This is a genomic window from Pseudomonas sp. P110(2024) (assembly GCF_057480795.1).
The window spans coordinates 41225-55372 of record NZ_JBLIYT010000004.1 but is presented as its reverse complement, the minus strand read 5'-3'; the positions used below and the strand labels follow the sequence as shown (position 1 = coordinate 55372).

Below are 14148 nucleotides of genomic sequence, written 5' to 3'. Positions count from 1 at the left end.
TTTGTGCAAGCCCGGACGATAAGGTCTTGGCCTTTGTGCCGCTAACGCCGGAACCCCTGTCGGTGTCGCCCAACGGACACCTCGCTTCGCCACGCCCCTGATCCACGACAAGGAACGCCCCACCATGAAACGCCCCCCTCGCCTGCTGCTGGCCACCGCCCTGACGCTGGCCTCGCCCCCCCTGCTGGCCAACAACTTGCAAACCACCGTCGATGACGTCATCCCGGCGCTGATGCGCGAGCAAGGCATTGCCGGCATGGCCGTGGCGGTGTATGCCAACGGCCAGTCGCATTACTTCAACTACGGCCTGGCCGACAAGGCCAGCCGCCAGCCGGTTAGCCGCGACACGCTGTTCGAGGTCGGCTCGGTGAGCAAGACCTACACCGCGACCCTCGCCGCCTTGGCCAGCGCCGAAGGCAAGCTCGACTTGCAGGCCCCCGCCAGCCGCTACCAGCCGGCCCTGGCCAAGGCCTCGATCGGCAAGGCCAGCGTCCTGGAACTGGGAGCCTACAGCGGTGACTGCCTGCCCTTGCAGTTCCCCGATGAAGTACAGACGCCGTCCCAGACCCTGGCCTGGTTCCAGCACTGGCAGCCCCGCTTCGCACCCGGCACTCACCGCTGCTACTCCAACCCCAGCCTGGGCCTGTTCGGTGACCTGGCGGCCCGTGCGCAGCAACAACCGTTCGCCAAACTGATGACCCAGCAGGTGCTGCTCCGCCTGGGGCTCAAGCACACTTACCTGGAGGTTCCGGCCAGCGCCCGCGGGCTCTACGCGCAAGGCTACGACGCCAAGGACCAGCCGGTGCGGGTCAACCCGGGCCCCTACGCCGAGCAGGCCTACGGCATCAAGACCAGCGCCAGCGACCTGCTGCGCTATGTGCAACTGCAACTGCAGCCGGACACGCTTGACCCCGCCATGCGCAAGGCCATCGCCATCACCCAGTCCGGTTACTTCCAGGTCGGCGCGATGATCCAGGGCCTGGGCTGGGAGCGCTACCCCTACCCGGTCAGCCTCGACACCTTGTTGGAATACAACGGCGCCAAAATCATCCGCGGAGAAAACCCGATCCAGGCGCTGAACCCGGCGCTGCCCGCCGATCCAGCCGCCTGGTACAACAAGACCGGCGCCACCGGCGGCTTCGGTGCCTACGTGGCGTTCGTGCCGTCCAGGCAGATGGGCATCGTCCTGCTGGCCAACCGCAACTACCCCAACGAAGAACGCGTGCGCGCCGCGCAACGCATCCTTTCCAGCCTGGAGCCGTGACATGCTGAAGATCCTGGGCAAGGCCTCGTCGATCAACGTGCGCAAGGTACTGTGGACCTGCGCCGAACTGAACCTGCCGTTCCAGCGCGAAGACTGGGGCAGTGGCTTTCGTGCCACCGACACGCCCGAGTTCCTGGCGCTGAACCCCAACGCCACGGTGCCGGTGATCGTCGATGGCGACTTCGTGCTGTGGGAGTCCAATACCATCCTGCGTTACCTGGTCAACCAGTACGGCGGCGAGGCGCTCTACCCCGGCGCCCCGCGCGCCCGCGCCGCGGTCGACCAGTGGCTCGACTGGCAGGCCACCGACCTCAACGACGCCTGGCGCTACCCGTTCATGTCGCTGGTGCGTCAATCGCCGGCGCATCAGGACCCTGCACTGCTGGCCGCCAGCAGCGCCCAGTGGACGGCCAGGATGCGCCTGCTCGAAGCGCGCCTGCAGGCCACCGGCGCCTATGTCGCTGGCGACGCCTTCAGCCTCGCCGACGTGGCCATCGGCCTGTCCCTCAACCGCTGGCGGCGCACGCCGCTGGAGCACCCGCAACTGCCGGCGCTGGAGGCCTATCATGAGCGCCTGCGGCAACGCCCCGGCTACCTCGAGCACGGCGACAACGGACTGGCGTGACAGAACCGGGAAGATTGTCCGACAAGATGTAGTGACTAAAAATAATCACTACAAACCTGTTGACGCCCTTCCCGCGCCTTGTGCATGATGAGGCCGTCTCCCCGATCGGGAGCGGTGGCAAGGGTGTTCCAGACGGCCTGCGCGGTAACGCAGGCCGTCCGTGGAGAGGGAAACTGCCCAGAAGGCAGCGTGAGAAAGCCCCTGTTGCGAAGCTGCTGTAGCAGCCTTGGTTAGCGCGCTACATCGTGTGGCGCCGAATGTGAACTTCAGCCGAACTTCACCAACGAATGAGAGTAATGGGGGCTTTATGATGAACTTGAACAACAATCCAACCATCGACCAATTGGCCCGTCTGTTCGCCGCGCGCAAGGACAGCCTCGACGACCACCTGCTGTGGGTCAGCCAGTCCGGTGAGGTCCGCCTGGACCGCCTGCCGCCGAACACGGTCGAAGCCGAATTCGAATCGCACATGCCCAGCATGCGCGCCCGCTTCAAGGTCTACCGGCGTGGTCAGGGCTACGTCGGCAAGAAGGCCGCCGCCGACACCACCTTCGTCGGTCGCGTACTGCAGACCCTGCAACAAGAATGGCCCGCCGCCCGCGAGCGGCAGGCAATCAAGGTGATCGACGCGCTGAACTGAAGCGGCGCAGCACACCGTTTCTTGAGCCCGGCCTGAAAAGGCCGGGCTTTTTCATTGCTGCTAGGCGAGGCGCCGACGTGGCACCTGTTCCGGCAATGGCAAAGCGCCGGTTGCCAGGGCGCGGGCGCGATCCACGCCCCAGACCAGCGCACGGGTCATGGTTTCGCCCGGCCGCGAGGGGTAGTACTCCTCGAGCAAGGCCTCGCCGCTGCGCGCATACAGTCCGAGAAACAACTGTGTGGCACCGACCCTGGATAGGCGCACCTGCACATCGAAGCTGGTGCCGTCGCTCAGTTCCTCGTCGTGACAGCGACTGTGCAGCTGCGCATCGGCCCACTGCCAGTAGGTCTCTTCCCTGATTCGCATTGAAGTCGATACTCCGTGTCTGAAATCCCGCGCAAGAAAAGCACAGCCTAGGGCCTTCGGCGAGGGGGACGCACCGATACCATGAGCGGGGTCAAGAAATGGCGGGAAAGGCGTGCCGTCGGGCGGTTTCGTGTTGATTGATCAAACGTGATGCGGGGCAAGCCCGCTCCTGCTTGTGAGAGCGGGCTTATGAGGTCAACGCAGGTTCACTTCTTCGACGGGACACGCGGGGTGAAACGCCCCTTCTTGGCCCGTTGCAGGTGCGCCGGTTGCAGTTGCTCCGACTCGTCCAGGGTCATGTTGGCAAAGCCCAGGCGAACAGCCGCCTGGCCGCAGCGTACCTGGCTGTTGATCGGAAACGCATCGTTCAAGTCTTCGAAATAGGATTCGCTCATGCCCTGTCTCCCTCCAATGGCAACCGTGCCGGCAGGCAATACACCTGCCTAGTGAAGCGACGGTCCGTTGAAGTGAGACTAGCCGGTCATTTGCAGACCAGCCGGGCAAAATCTCCTGGCCCGACCAATGGCAACTGGCCTTACTTCAGACGTACCGCCGTGCCGGTGGCGAACACCACGACCATGCCACCCTGTACCGACGGCATGCTGATCTCGAAGTCCACGCCCACCAACGCATCGGCTTGCAACTGCCGTGCCCGCGCCATGAGTTCCTCGGTGGCCTGCTCACGGGCCAGCTTCAGCGCGCCCTCCAGGGTCTGCGAGCGGCCGCCGAAGACGTCGCGAAAGCGCGCGAAGAAATCGCGCACGAAGTTGATCCCCTGCACCGATTCGGCGCTGACCACGCCGAGGTACTCGGCAATCGGGCGACCGTCGAGCTGGCTGGTGGTGCTGATGATCATGGATGTCGCTCCTGAAACAAGACAAAAGAGCACGATCCTAACAAATCCACCGCAAGCAAATTACACAAGCAATATATTGAATAATTATTTGCCGACTCCTAGAATTCCAGCGCAGGACCACGCAAGGAGCGTACATGACCGCCATCCCCGAACAGCCGCCGGCCCGTTGGAGCGAACTGCTCAGCGGCGGCAACGCGCTGCGCTCGATCGCCCTGGCTGGCGGTGTCGCCCTGCACGCCATCAATGTCTACATCGTCACTACCCTGCTACCGACGGTGATCGAAGAGATCGGCGGGCTGGCCTTCTATGCCTGGAACACCACCCTGTTCGTGGTCGCCTCGATCATCGGCTCCACCCTCTCCACCCGCCTGCTGGCCCGTGGCGGACCGCGGGTCGCCTACCTGCTGGCACTGCTGGTGTTCACCCTTGGCTCAATGCTCTGCGCCCAGGCCGGGAGCATGCCGGTGCTGCTGCTCGGGCGTAGCGTGCAGGGCCTGGGAGGCGGCATCCTGTTCGCCTTGAGCTATGCGCTGATCCACCTGGTGTTCGACAGCCGCCTGTGGCCTCGCGCCATGGCCCTGGTCTCGGCGATGTGGGGCGTGGCCACCCTGTGCGGCCCGGCCGTGGGCGGAGTGTTCGCCGAGGGCGGGCACTGGCGCTGGGCATTCTGGTCGCTGTTGCCGGTGGCTGGCGCCCTGGCGCTGATCGTCTGCCTGCGCCTGCCGGCGCGCCAGGCGCTGGACGACAATGGCGCGCGCCCGGCCTACGGGCTGATCGCCTGCCTGGTGGCCTCGGTGCTGGCGATCTGTGCGGCCAGCCTGGCCGACAGCCTGTGGGTCAACCTGGCCGGCATCGTCGCCGGCCTGGCCATCGCCGCGCTGATCGCCCGCCTCGATCCCAGGGCGCGCCACCACCTGCTGCCCACGGGCGCCTACAGCCTCAGGCAACCGATGGGCGCACTGTTCGCCATGATGTGCCTGCTGGTAGCAGCCATCACCACTGAAATCTATGTGCCCTACTTCCTCCAGCGCATCCATGGTTTCGGCCCCCTCGCCGCCGGCTACCTGACCGCCGTGATGGCCGCAGGCTGGACGGTTGGCGCCCTGGCCAGCGCCGGCCGTGACCGTGAAGGCGGCGCCTGGCAGATCCGCAGTGGGCCGCTGGTGGTCGCGGTGGCACTGCTGGCCCTGGCCCTGCTGACCCCCGCCCCGGCCTGGATCGCCAGCGCGCCGGGCCTGGCCTTGTTCGCCCTGGCCCTGGCCGGCGTGGGCCTGGGGATCGGCCTGGGCTGGCCGCACCTGCTCACCCGGGTGCTGCAGGCAGCGCGCCCCGGCGAGGAAAACCTCGCCTCGGCCTCGATCACCACCGTGCAACTTTACGCCACCGCCCTGGCTGCGGCCCTGGCCGGGCTGGTCGCCAATGGTGCCGGGCTGGTCGAGCCCGGCGGCGAGCAAGGCGCGCGCCAGGCGGCGCTGTGGCTGTTCGCCGTGTTCGCCTGCGCACCGCTGCTGGCCCTGCCGTTGGCGCTGCGCCTCACCTCTGAAAGGAAGAAGTGCCCATGAAGGAATCCAAGGAAGTCTACGAGCGGATCAGCGAGCAGTTCGAAGACTTCACCAGCCACGCCAGCCAGCGCGGGGTCGAGGTCGACACGTTTCGCTACATGGCCGGCGACGTAACCGGCGATGAGATTCTCGACCTGGCCTGCGGGCATGGCTTCTTCAGCCGCCGCCTGAAGGACTGGGGCGCGGCTCGGGTGCACGGCGTGGACATCTCGCCGAGCATGATCTACCAGGCGCGCCAGGCCAACGACGGCATCGCCTACGAAGTGCGCGACGTGGCGCAGATGGGCCGCATCGGCCAGTTCGACAAGGTTACTGCCGCCTGGCTGTTCAACTACGCCGGCAGCGTCGAGGAGCTGCGGCGAATGTTCGAGAGCGTCGCGCTCAACCTCAAACCGAACGGACAGCTGATCGCCTACACGGCGAATCCCGCCTTCGACCTGGCCTTGGGCAATTTCACCGAATACGGCATCCGTGTGCTGGACGAGCAGCCGGTGGAAGGCGGCCTGCGCTGCCAGGGGCAATTCATGAGCTCACCGCCTGCGGACTTCACCTATTACCGCTGGGACAAGGCAGTCTACGAGCAGGCCGCCCACGATGTCGGCCTGCGCAATGTGCGCTGGATTGCCCCGCTGATCAGCGGGATCCGCAAGAAGGCGCATCCGCCGGGATATTGGGACCTGTTCGAACAGAACAGCCTGCAGGTCGGGTTGATCTGCAGTCGCTGAAATGATCGGGGCTTACGCATATCCCTGTGGGAGCGGCCTTGTGTCGCGAAAGGGCCGCGAAGCGGCCCCGGTAATTTCAGCGTTTCACCGCAATAGGGGCTGCTGCGCAGCCCTTTCGCGACACAAGGCCGCTCCCACAGAGATCGCGCCAGATTGAGGGGCCTGAGCAAGACGGTTGCTCCCACAGGGATAGTACAGCGCTCAGGAAGGCCTCAAACCTGCACCAACCACTCATCCACTAACCCCTGGCGCGCCAAGGCCTCGCACCAGGCCGGCTCGGCCTCGACCTGGACTTCGTTGCAGTCGAGCTCATGCAACGTCTGTAGTATCCGCAAGGCCCCCAGATCCTCCAGCACCTGGCAACGGGCCCGTGCATACCGACCGTCCCGCCTCGCCTGCGCCCCATGCAAAACCAGCGTCGGCGCACGCCCGTCGAGCATCTTGGCCGAAGCCGGGCAGTCCAGCCCCTGGTCGACCAATACCCGCAAGGGCACCACCGGTTCGGCGCGTTGCCCGGCAACCTGCGCCACCAGCGAGGTGTCGCAGGCCTTCACCCAGTCACAAGTGCTCAGCAGCGCCGAGGCCCTGCCCCGCCAGTGCGCCAGGGGCGCCTGCTCGTCGCAATGGCTGAGCATCGCGCCCTCGCCAATCGCGCCGATCTCCAGCGCCGCCGGACGCAATACCCGCACCCACGGGCGCTGGCGTTCGATGCGCGAGAAGAACCCGCGATTGAGCGCCCGCGCACGTGGGCAGGGCAATGCCTCGACCACGATGCCCGCCTCGCGCAGGCGATCCGCGCCGATGCTCTGCGAGACGTCGCCGCTGGCCGTGACCACCCGGCTTACCCCCGCCGCCACCAGGGCATCGGCGCACGGCGGCGTGCGACCCTGGTGGCCGCAAGGTTCCAGGGTCACATAGGCGGTCGCCCCGCGCGCCGCCGGGCCTGCCTCGCGCAGGGCGTGCACTTCGGCGTGGGGCTGGCCGGCGCGCTGATGCCAGCCGCGCCCTACCACCTGCCCGGCGTTGACGATCACGCAACCGACCCGCGGGTTGGGCATCGTGCTGTACAGGCCCTGGCTGGCGAGCGCCAGGGCCATGTCCAGGTAATGGCGGTCGATCGCACTCACGTGCGCACCAGCGCCAACAGGTAGCGGGCTTCGCCGTGCTGGCGCTCGATCACCTCCAGCCCCTCCCAGGTGAAGCCATGGGCCTCAAGGGTCTGACGGATACCATCGTCGGTGAAGAAGTAGCCTTGGCGCTGGTTGTCCATCTCGCGCCAGCCCGGCTGCGGATGGGCCGCGTCGACCCCGAACACGTTCAGCCCCACCAGCGCGCCGGGGCGCAGCAGGCGGCGCACATGGGCCAGGTACGCGCCCCACTCGTCCGGATGCTGGTGGTGGAAGCAGCCATTGTCCAGGGCCGCATCGAACACCGTGCCCGGCGCCGGCTGCCAGTCCTGCATGGCCTTGTTCACCAGGTCCAGGCGATCGCCCCAGCGTTTGCGCAGCAACGGCCAGCTGGAGTTCTCGACGATATCCAGGCCGGTGACCCGATGCCCGGCGAGGATGAAGGTGGAGGCGTCACGGCCACGGCCCACGCCGATGTCCAGTACATGCTGATCAGCACGGGGGTCGAGACGCTCGAGGAAAGCCTGGGCCGCCTGGATCATGCCGATGTCCCACGACCACTCGTCCTCGCCATGGCTGTAGCGGTGCACGAACGAAGTATCGAGGGCCTTGCGGTAGTCGCCCTGGGCCATGAAGTCACTTGCTTGCTTGCTCATGTGCTGCTCCTTCAGGACGCCAGGCGGGCGTCGATGCCGTAGATGCGCCCGTCATAGGAACTGGCCAGGAAGGCGCCGCTGACGGCGTCGTGGGTCAGGCAGGAAATGCCGCTGGCGGTCGGCCGCTGCATGGGCAGCCAGCGCCGCGAGACCAGGTCGAACAGTGCCACGGTACCGTTGTAGGCCGCGGTGGCGATCACCCGGCCATCAGCGGAGGCGGCGATGCACTTGATCGAGTGCTGGTGCGGCGAGTCGAACACCTCGTCGCCGGTCTCCAGCCACAGGCGCAGCTTGAGGTCGCGACCGATGCTGGCGAAACCGCCGGTGATCGGGCAGCAACCATTGGAAATACGCGTATGCGCCCCCTCGATATGCCGCACGCTGCTGAAATCCTCGATGCTGTGCAGCGCGGCATCGGCCGAGGCGCAGACGCTGAACAGGTGGCGCTGGTCGGCGGCCACGCCCTTGATCGCGTTGTCATGCATGGGGATCGACGCCACCAGGCGCAGCCCGCCCTGGCCATCATGGCCGAACACCAGGCCTTCGCCGGTATAGGTGCCGATCAACGCCAGGTCTTCGCCATTCCTGACGAAGGTGGCGCCGCAGTTGAGTGGCGAACGGTGCTGGTACAGCATGCGCCCGGACAGGCCATCGAACACCTGGCCCATCTGGCCGCCGGTCAACAGCAGCGGTCCGAACGGCAGGAGGAAGTTGCACAGGCTGCCGACACTGGTCACCGGCTGGTCGTCACGGTGCAGAATGCCAGCATCGCCAATGCTGTACTGGCGCTCTTCGCTGCGCACCACGGCGTTAATGCTTACCGCCGGCTCGATGCCCGACACCTGCCACTGGTCCTGCTCGTAGTTCCAGGTGGCGTAGCGCGAGCCGAAGGTGGCGAACACCAGTTGTTCGTCGCCGACAAAAGCGCAGCTGCGCGGCCAGACGATGCTCGGCAGCGCGGTACTGCGGCGCTTGACCAGGTTGCGCGCGGCGTCGAAGGTCCAGAGGATCGCCGAACGGTCATAGCTCAGGCTCACCAGCAGGCGCTTGTCGTCGTTCCAGACGATGCGCTTGATCCCGGCGGCGTGGGCCGGCACGGTCTGCACCTGGCCCTGGGCGATGATCGAGATGCGCCCCTCGTCGTCCCCGGCGAACACCACGCCTTCGCGGGTGATGGCGATGGTGTCGGTCTCCACGCCGCCGATGTCCACCTCGTCGCATTGCTGGCCGCTGCGGGTGTCCCACTGGCGCACGGTACCGTCGTCACTGCTGGAGATCAGGCGCTGGCCGTCCGGCGACCAGACCACCGAGATAACGTCGGCCTGGTGGCCATGGAACGCCTGCAACTGCACGCCGTCGAGGTCGAAGATGCGCAGCACATGGTCACGCGAACAGGTCGCCACGCGCTGGCTGTCTGGCGAGAACACCGCCATCTCGACATCGTCGTTGTGCCCCTGCAGTACGGCTTTCAGGCGCATGCTCGGCACTTCCCAGATGCGCGCGGTGTAGTCGCTGCTGGCGCTGACCAGGTGCTTGCCGTCACTGCTGAAGGCGCACTGGTTGGCCAGGTGGTCGTGGTGCACACGGTGGATCGGCTCGCCGGTGGCGGCGTTCCACAAGATCACCTGGTTGTCGTAGCCGGCGGTGGCGACGAAGCGCGCGGCATGGGCGGCGATACCGCTGATAGGGCCAATGTGTTTCATCGAAAGATCCTTTTTCGCTGGAGTCAGAGCTTGATCGAATGGCTGGACTTGACGGCCTTCGCCTGCAGGTAGTTGCGGTTGTGATTGGTCAGGAACACCCCGGTGGGCACCTGTTCGATCACATCGATGCCACCGGCGCGCAGCTGGGCGACCTTCTCCGGGTTGTTGGTCAGCAACCGGCACTGGTCCACGCCCAGGGCTCGCAGGATCTGCACGGCCGGGTCGAACGAGCGCGAGTCGGCCAAGTGGTTCAGGCGCAGGTTGGCTTCATAGGTGTCCAGGCCCTTGTCCTGCAGCAGGTAGGCCTCGAACTTGGAGTACAGGCCGATGCCACGCCCTTCCTGGCGCAGGTAGATCAGGTAGCCGCCCACCTCCTTGAGGGTGCGCAACGCCTCTTGCAATTGCGGGCCGCAATCGCAGCGCTGCGAGCCGAACACATCGCCGGTGATGCACTCGGAGTGCACCCGCACCAACGGCACGTCGCACTGCTCGCGGCCGATGCCGACGGCGAAATGCTCCTGGTCACGCTCGAAGCCGTGGAAGCCGAAGAAATGGGCATCGACATCGCCGCCGAGGATGGAAATCGGCACGATGGTGTGAAGCGAAACATCCTTGTTCATGGAATCAGACCTCTTGCACGGAAGACGGAACAGCTCAGTTGTGGTTTTCAACCAGGCGAAAACCCATGACGTAGATCGGTCGCGGGTAACGCCCGTGGCGGCGCGCGGTGCGCGCCAGGTCGCGGAAACGGGTAAAGCTGCCACCGCGGGCCACGCGGTGGGTGCCGACATCGAGCACCAGGTCGTCCTCGATCTGCGGGCCGCCGGGGTATGGCCGGTAGTCCTCGGCCACGTACTCTTCGACGTTGCCGGCCATGTCCAGCACCCCGAAGGGCGATGCGGCGTCGCTGAACACGCCGACCGGCGTGCTGTCCAGATAGCCCAGCTCGGCGGTGTTGGCGTGCTCGACCTGGTAGGCGTCGCCCCAGGGGAACTGACGCCCTTCGGGGCCGGCGGCGGCATACTCCCACTGCGCCTCGCTGGGCAGGGCAAAGCGTCGGCCGGTGCGCTCGCTGAGCCACTGGGCGTAGGCATCGGCGTCACTGGCCGAGACGCTGTACACCGGGTGGTTGGCGTGGTGCCGCGGATACCGGCCGAACGCCCAGCCGTCGGGGATGCCGGCATGCCCGCTGTCGAGCAGGAACTGGCGGTACTCCTGGTGCGTCACCGGGAAGCGGGCGATACGGAACGCCGCCAGTTCCACGGCGTGGCGCGGCGTTTCCTTGTCGATCCAGCTGCGGTCCAGGCCAAGCCCGTCGAACTGGTCCATCACCTGCTCGACCGCGCGCGGGTCGAGGCCGATGTGCACCCGCGCCGCCGGGATATCGATCATCTGCGGGGCGAAGGTGTCGATGCGCGGGTCGCCGCGCAATGCCAGCACCTCGCCGGCGGCGATGCGCCGGGCCAGGGGTTGGCGTGGCTGCTCAAGCAACGTCAGCAAGACGTCCAGCGGCGCCTGGAGCAGATCGTCGAGCGCCGTGGCGACCTGCGCCTGCAACGGATGCTCCTGGTAGTGCTCTGGGTAGCCCATCAACGCCCGGTCGCTGACATCCTTGGGCAATGGGCTGGGCAGCCGTGGCCAATGCCACTGTTTGTAGCTGTTCATGCGAATACCTGCCTAGGCACAGGCCCGCCGAGCGGCAGGCCTGTGACGACGTGGGGTCAGAGGCGGTCGAGGAGCAACCGAGGGTTGCTTTCGATCATCTCCACTTCGGCGCTGTAGACCTCGATCACCAGGCCATCCGGGTCCTCGAAGTAGACGGCGCTGCGCACGTTGTCCGGCCCATGGTGGTAGCCCGGCGCCGGGCCGTTGCCCTTGACCAGCTTGATGGTGCCGGCAGCGGTGACCTGCTCGGCGATGCGCCGCACATCCCCGGGCAGTGCCCGCACACCGATGTGGTAGCCGGTCGGGTAGCTGAACGACTCGCTCTGCTCGATGAAGAAGTCGAAGCCGTTGAGCTCCATCACGGCCTTGCGCGGCCCCAGGTTGTAGCAGTAGTTGGCGCCGAGGATGTCGCTGTAGAACGCCTTGGAGGCTTCCAGGTCGCGGGTGAGGATATTGATGTGGTTCAGCTCGGGGCGCTGCGCGGCCCGCGCCGCTTCGTCCAGGCCCAGGCTGTCGAGCGAACGCCACAGCTTGGTCGCGGCCGCGAACTTGGCGAAGCCCGCCAGCCAGTCCTTGATCGCCAGCTCCGGCGCCTGCCCGGCGCCGATATCCAGCGAGTACGGATAGAGAAAGCCCTGGCTCGCCTGCTGCCACTGGGCGATCACGCCGCTGGCGGGCGGCAACTGTGCCAGTGCACCCTGCACGCGGACCAGCACCAGCGCGGTGTTGCGACACAGCCCGCTGGCCTCATTGAGCAACGTGTTCAACGCAACCGGTGGCGTGGCGCTGTCGAGCAGCAGGCAGACTGCGTCCACCGGCCCCTGGCCGGCCGGCTTCTGGCTGACCTGCAGGCTGAAACCTGCCGCCGCCGCGGCGCTGCCCAAGCTGTCCAGGGCCTGGGCCGCCGCGTCGCCAAGCGGCGCGGCATGCAATGCCAACAAGCGCAGCATCAGGCAGCCCTCCGCCCGATCAGCAGGGTGTAGCGGCCAATCGGCTCCTGCTCCACGCTCAACCCCGCCGACGCCATGCTGTCGATCAGGTAGCGGGTCGGATGCAGCTCGCCGTTGACCGTGTTGAGCATCATGTGCAGGGAGAAGTCGGCCGACAGCGCCGGGTGGATCTCGTCATCCTCCAGGGCCATGCTCAGCACCAGCAGCGCGCCGTCGCCCTCGACCATGCCGGCAGCGCCGGCGATCAGGGTACGCACCTGCTCGCGGGTGAAATAGTGCAGGCAGTCGTTGAGCATCACCACGTCGGCCCGCTCGCCCTGGTACTGCGCCAGGTCCAGCAGGTTGCGGGCATGGAAGCCCAGGCGGTCGTCAAGACGGTACTTGGCGAAGGTGGCCGCGGCCGCCTCGCGGGTGGGCTCAAGGTCCCAGACCTCGCCCTTGACCTGCGGATTTCGGCTGGCGATCTCGGCCAGGTAGGTGCCGTGGCCACCGGCCAGGTCGATCACCCGGCGGGCCTTGTCGAACAGCGGCAGGTCACGCAGCACATCAACCATGGGCTGGCTGAAACGGACCATGGCATCGTTGAAGGCGTCGCGGGCCGCCAGGTCGTGCTTGAAGCGGTTTTCCTGCTGGAAATCCAGCGAGGTGCGGCTGCGCAGCACTTCGTCCAGGCGCGGCCAGTTTTGCCACTGCAGGCGCTGGTGGTCGATGATCGGGCCGATGAACTCGGCGCTGTCGCTGACCAGGAAACGCTGGCTCAGCGGCAGGTTCTCGAAACCTTGGGCGGTGCGCTTCAACAGGCCCATGGCCACCAGCGCGTTGAGGAAGATGCGGCCCTTGTTCGGCACCCAACCCAGCGCATCGCTCAGGGCCTGGGCGCTGACCGGCTGGCGGGTGTGATCGAACACACGCTGGGCCAGCGCCGAATGCAGGATCGCGGACTGGCGGTACTGGTCGGAAAGCTTCACCAGGTCGACCACGCCTTGCAGGCTGTTCAGCGCGTCGGCGTGTTCATAGATGGTCACGGGTTTCTGGGCATTCATGCACTCACATCCCTGTCGAGTTATTGTGGGTGAGCCCATGCCCGGCATTTGCCAGCAAGGTGTCGATGGACGTGCACGCACCCCTCCCTGGGACCGGCAAGCACAGGCTCCGCATTTCAGCTTAGCCGCGGACTCAATAAATACAACTAATACCTTTTATATTTTTATCGCATATAAATTTTATATTCGATAATCGTTCTTCTTGCACAAATCACCACGAATCCGGGCTATCCTTCGCCCACTTGCCTGCGCAAAGGATGGCCCAGGAGAGTGCCCGATCCGTTCATTCACGCCCGGTTTCCAGCGCTCCATGACCTCGACCACCGTTGATACCAACTGCACCGCCGACCGCATCCTGTTCCTGCTCAAGACCCGCGGGCCGCTCAAGACCGCCGACCTGGCCCAGCTGCTCACCATCACCTTCGAAGCCACTCGCCAGCAAGTGCAGAAACTGCAGGCGGCCGACCTGGTCAGCGGCATCAGCGTGCCGGCCAAGGGCGCCGGGCGCCCTTCGCAGAAATGGGCACTGACCGCCACGGCCCAGCGCCGCTTCCCCGACTCCCACAGCGTGCTGACCCTGCAACTGATCGAGAGCGTCGAGCAGGTGTTCGGCAGCGACGGGGTCGACCGCCTGATCAGCCGCATGGAAGACAGCAACAGCCGTGAGTACCAGCAGGCCTGCGCCGATGGCCAAAGCCTGGAGGACAAGGTGCGCATCCTCGTGCAGCTGCGCGAGCGCGCCGGCTACATGGCCGAAATGCAGGCCGACGGCAACGACTGGCTGATCGTCGAGAACCACTGCCCGATCTGCATCGCCGCCACCCGCTGCCAGGGGTTCTGCCGCAGCGAGCTGCAGGTATTCCAGGCGGCGATCGGCGAGCAGGGGCTGGTGGAGCGTTGCGAACACCTGATTTCAGGGGATCGGCGCTGCGTCTATCGCATTTCGCCGAAGTAGCGGCCCCAACC

At 66.1% G+C, this 14148-nt stretch carries 16 protein-coding genes; 6 read left to right on the top strand and 10 right to left on the bottom strand.

All coding sequences use genetic code 11. The annotated features are described in order from the left end of the window. The first annotated feature begins 124 nt into the window (after window positions 1-124). The 3 genes from ampC to AC25ND_RS07530 all read left to right on the top strand — a co-directional run bounded on the left by ampC (window position 125) and on the right by AC25ND_RS07530 (window position 2529). A complete protein-coding gene (gene ampC / locus AC25ND_RS07540; protein WP_213883809.1) occupies window positions 125-1264 on the top strand; it encodes a class C beta-lactamase in 1140 nt (379 codons plus the stop codon). Window position 1265: 1 nt separating this feature from the next. Next, a complete protein-coding gene (locus AC25ND_RS07535; protein ID WP_062360795.1) occupies window positions 1266-1889 on the top strand; it encodes a glutathione S-transferase family protein in 624 nt (207 codons plus the stop codon). Between the two features lie 307 nt (window positions 1890-2196). Beyond that, window positions 2197-2529: a hypothetical protein gene (locus tag AC25ND_RS07530; protein WP_028691679.1), complete on the top strand. Its 333-nt coding sequence runs from the start codon at window positions 2197-2199 to the stop codon at window positions 2527-2529. A 60-nt stretch (window positions 2530-2589) separates the two neighbouring features. On the opposite strand, the gene AC25ND_RS07525 is transcribed toward AC25ND_RS07530, so the two are convergent. The 3 genes from AC25ND_RS07525 to AC25ND_RS07515 form a co-directional block, all read right to left on the bottom strand. Next, window positions 2590-2895, bottom strand: a complete 306-nt coding sequence (locus tag AC25ND_RS07525) for a hypothetical protein (RefSeq protein ID WP_062360800.1) — start codon at window positions 2893-2895, stop codon at window positions 2590-2592. 206 nt (window positions 2896-3101) lie between these two features. Then, entirely contained in the window at window positions 3102-3290 is a 189-nt protein-coding gene (locus AC25ND_RS07520; protein ID WP_028691681.1) for a hypothetical protein, read from the bottom strand. Window positions 3291-3430: 140 nt separating this feature from the next. Beyond that, entirely contained in the window at window positions 3431-3751 is a 321-nt protein-coding gene (locus tag AC25ND_RS07515; protein WP_028691682.1) for a YbjQ family protein, read from the bottom strand. A gap of 134 nt (window positions 3752-3885) precedes the next feature. Between AC25ND_RS07515 and AC25ND_RS07510 the strand changes: the two genes are divergently transcribed. Both AC25ND_RS07510 and AC25ND_RS07505 read left to right on the top strand, forming a co-directional pair. Next, complete coding sequence (locus AC25ND_RS07510; protein ID WP_062360802.1) at window positions 3886-5313, top strand: MFS transporter; 1428 nt, start codon at window positions 3886-3888, stop codon at window positions 5311-5313. Continuing rightward, on the top strand, window positions 5310-6038 hold the full coding sequence (locus AC25ND_RS07505; protein ID WP_028691684.1) for a class I SAM-dependent methyltransferase: 729 nt from the start codon (window positions 5310-5312) through the stop codon (window positions 6036-6038). Before AC25ND_RS07510 ends, AC25ND_RS07505 begins: the two co-directional genes overlap by 4 nt. A gap of 212 nt (window positions 6039-6250) precedes the next feature. On the opposite strand, the gene ribD is transcribed toward AC25ND_RS07505, so the two are convergent. Genes ribD through AC25ND_RS07470 form a run of 7 tightly spaced genes read right to left on the bottom strand, consistent with a single transcriptional unit; the run spans window position 6251 to window position 13182 of the window. Then, window positions 6251-7165 carry a bifunctional diaminohydroxyphosphoribosylaminopyrimidine deaminase/5-amino-6-(5-phosphoribosylamino)uracil reductase RibD gene (ribD, locus tag AC25ND_RS07500; protein ID WP_036986307.1) on the bottom strand — a complete coding sequence of 305 codons (915 nt, stop codon included), beginning with the start codon at window positions 7163-7165 and terminating at the stop codon, window positions 6251-6253. Continuing rightward, a complete protein-coding gene (locus tag AC25ND_RS07495) occupies window positions 7162-7821 on the bottom strand; it encodes an SAM-dependent methyltransferase (RefSeq protein WP_028691685.1) in 660 nt (219 codons plus the stop codon). Before AC25ND_RS07495 ends, ribD begins: the two co-directional genes overlap by 4 nt. An 11-nt stretch (window positions 7822-7832) precedes the next feature. Beyond that, window positions 7833-9524 (bottom strand): WD40 repeat domain-containing protein, encoded by a 1692-nt coding sequence (locus tag AC25ND_RS07490; protein ID WP_028691686.1) that lies wholly within the window; start codon window positions 9522-9524, stop codon window positions 7833-7835. 23 nt (window positions 9525-9547) lie between these two features. Continuing rightward, entirely contained in the window at window positions 9548-10144 is a 597-nt protein-coding gene (gene ribA, locus AC25ND_RS07485; RefSeq protein WP_028691687.1) for a GTP cyclohydrolase II RibA, read from the bottom strand. 34 nt (window positions 10145-10178) lie between these two features. Next, window positions 10179-11189 (bottom strand): formylglycine-generating enzyme family protein, encoded by a 1011-nt coding sequence (locus tag AC25ND_RS07480; protein WP_028691688.1) that lies wholly within the window; start codon window positions 11187-11189, stop codon window positions 10179-10181. A gap of 56 nt (window positions 11190-11245) precedes the next feature. Beyond that, entirely contained in the window at window positions 11246-12139 is an 894-nt protein-coding gene (locus AC25ND_RS07475) for a VOC family protein (RefSeq protein ID WP_236248596.1), read from the bottom strand. Next, a complete protein-coding gene (locus AC25ND_RS07470) occupies window positions 12139-13182 on the bottom strand; it encodes a methyltransferase (protein ID WP_028691690.1) in 1044 nt (347 codons plus the stop codon). The genes AC25ND_RS07475 and AC25ND_RS07470 overlap by 1 nt, the downstream gene beginning before the upstream one ends. Before the next feature lie 310 nt (window positions 13183-13492). Here AC25ND_RS07470 and AC25ND_RS07465 point away from each other — a divergent pair, with 310 nt between their 5' ends. Beyond that, window positions 13493-14137, top strand: coding sequence for a helix-turn-helix transcriptional regulator (locus tag AC25ND_RS07465; RefSeq protein ID WP_279153181.1), 645 nt, complete (start codon window positions 13493-13495; stop codon window positions 14135-14137). The last annotated feature ends 11 nt before the right edge of the window (window positions 14138-14148 follow it).

Excerpts from the sequence above, each read along its gene's own strand:
- ampC (WP_213883809.1), top strand. The coding sequence starts at position 125 with ATGAAACGCCCCCCTCGCCTGCTGCTGGCCACCGCCCTGACGCTGGCC.
- AC25ND_RS07535 (WP_062360795.1), top strand. The coding sequence starts at position 1,266 with ATGCTGAAGATCCTGGGCAAGGCCTCGTCGATCAACGTGCGCAAGGTA.
- AC25ND_RS07530 (WP_028691679.1), top strand. The coding sequence starts at position 2,197 with ATGATGAACTTGAACAACAATCCAACCATCGACCAATTGGCCCGTCTG.
- AC25ND_RS07525 (WP_062360800.1), bottom strand. The coding sequence starts at position 2,895 with ATGCGAATCAGGGAAGAGACCTACTGGCAGTGGGCCGATGCGCAGCTG.
- AC25ND_RS07520 (WP_028691681.1), bottom strand. The coding sequence starts at position 3,290 with ATGAGCGAATCCTATTTCGAAGACTTGAACGATGCGTTTCCGATCAAC.
- AC25ND_RS07515 (WP_028691682.1), bottom strand. The coding sequence starts at position 3,751 with ATGATCATCAGCACCACCAGCCAGCTCGACGGTCGCCCGATTGCCGAG.
- AC25ND_RS07510 (WP_062360802.1), top strand. The coding sequence starts at position 3,886 with ATGACCGCCATCCCCGAACAGCCGCCGGCCCGTTGGAGCGAACTGCTC.
- AC25ND_RS07505 (WP_028691684.1), top strand. The coding sequence starts at position 5,310 with ATGAAGGAATCCAAGGAAGTCTACGAGCGGATCAGCGAGCAGTTCGAA.
- AC25ND_RS07495 (WP_028691685.1), bottom strand. The coding sequence starts at position 7,821 with ATGAGCAAGCAAGCAAGTGACTTCATGGCCCAGGGCGACTACCGCAAG.
- AC25ND_RS07490 (WP_028691686.1), bottom strand. The coding sequence starts at position 9,524 with ATGAAACACATTGGCCCTATCAGCGGTATCGCCGCCCATGCCGCGCGC.
- ribA (WP_028691687.1), bottom strand. The coding sequence starts at position 10,144 with ATGAACAAGGATGTTTCGCTTCACACCATCGTGCCGATTTCCATCCTC.
- AC25ND_RS07480 (WP_028691688.1), bottom strand. The coding sequence starts at position 11,189 with ATGAACAGCTACAAACAGTGGCATTGGCCACGGCTGCCCAGCCCATTG.
- AC25ND_RS07475 (WP_236248596.1), bottom strand. The coding sequence starts at position 12,139 with ATGCTGCGCTTGTTGGCATTGCATGCCGCGCCGCTTGGCGACGCGGCG.
- AC25ND_RS07470 (WP_028691690.1), bottom strand. The coding sequence starts at position 13,182 with ATGAATGCCCAGAAACCCGTGACCATCTATGAACACGCCGACGCGCTG.
- AC25ND_RS07465 (WP_279153181.1), top strand. The coding sequence starts at position 13,493 with ATGACCTCGACCACCGTTGATACCAACTGCACCGCCGACCGCATCCTG.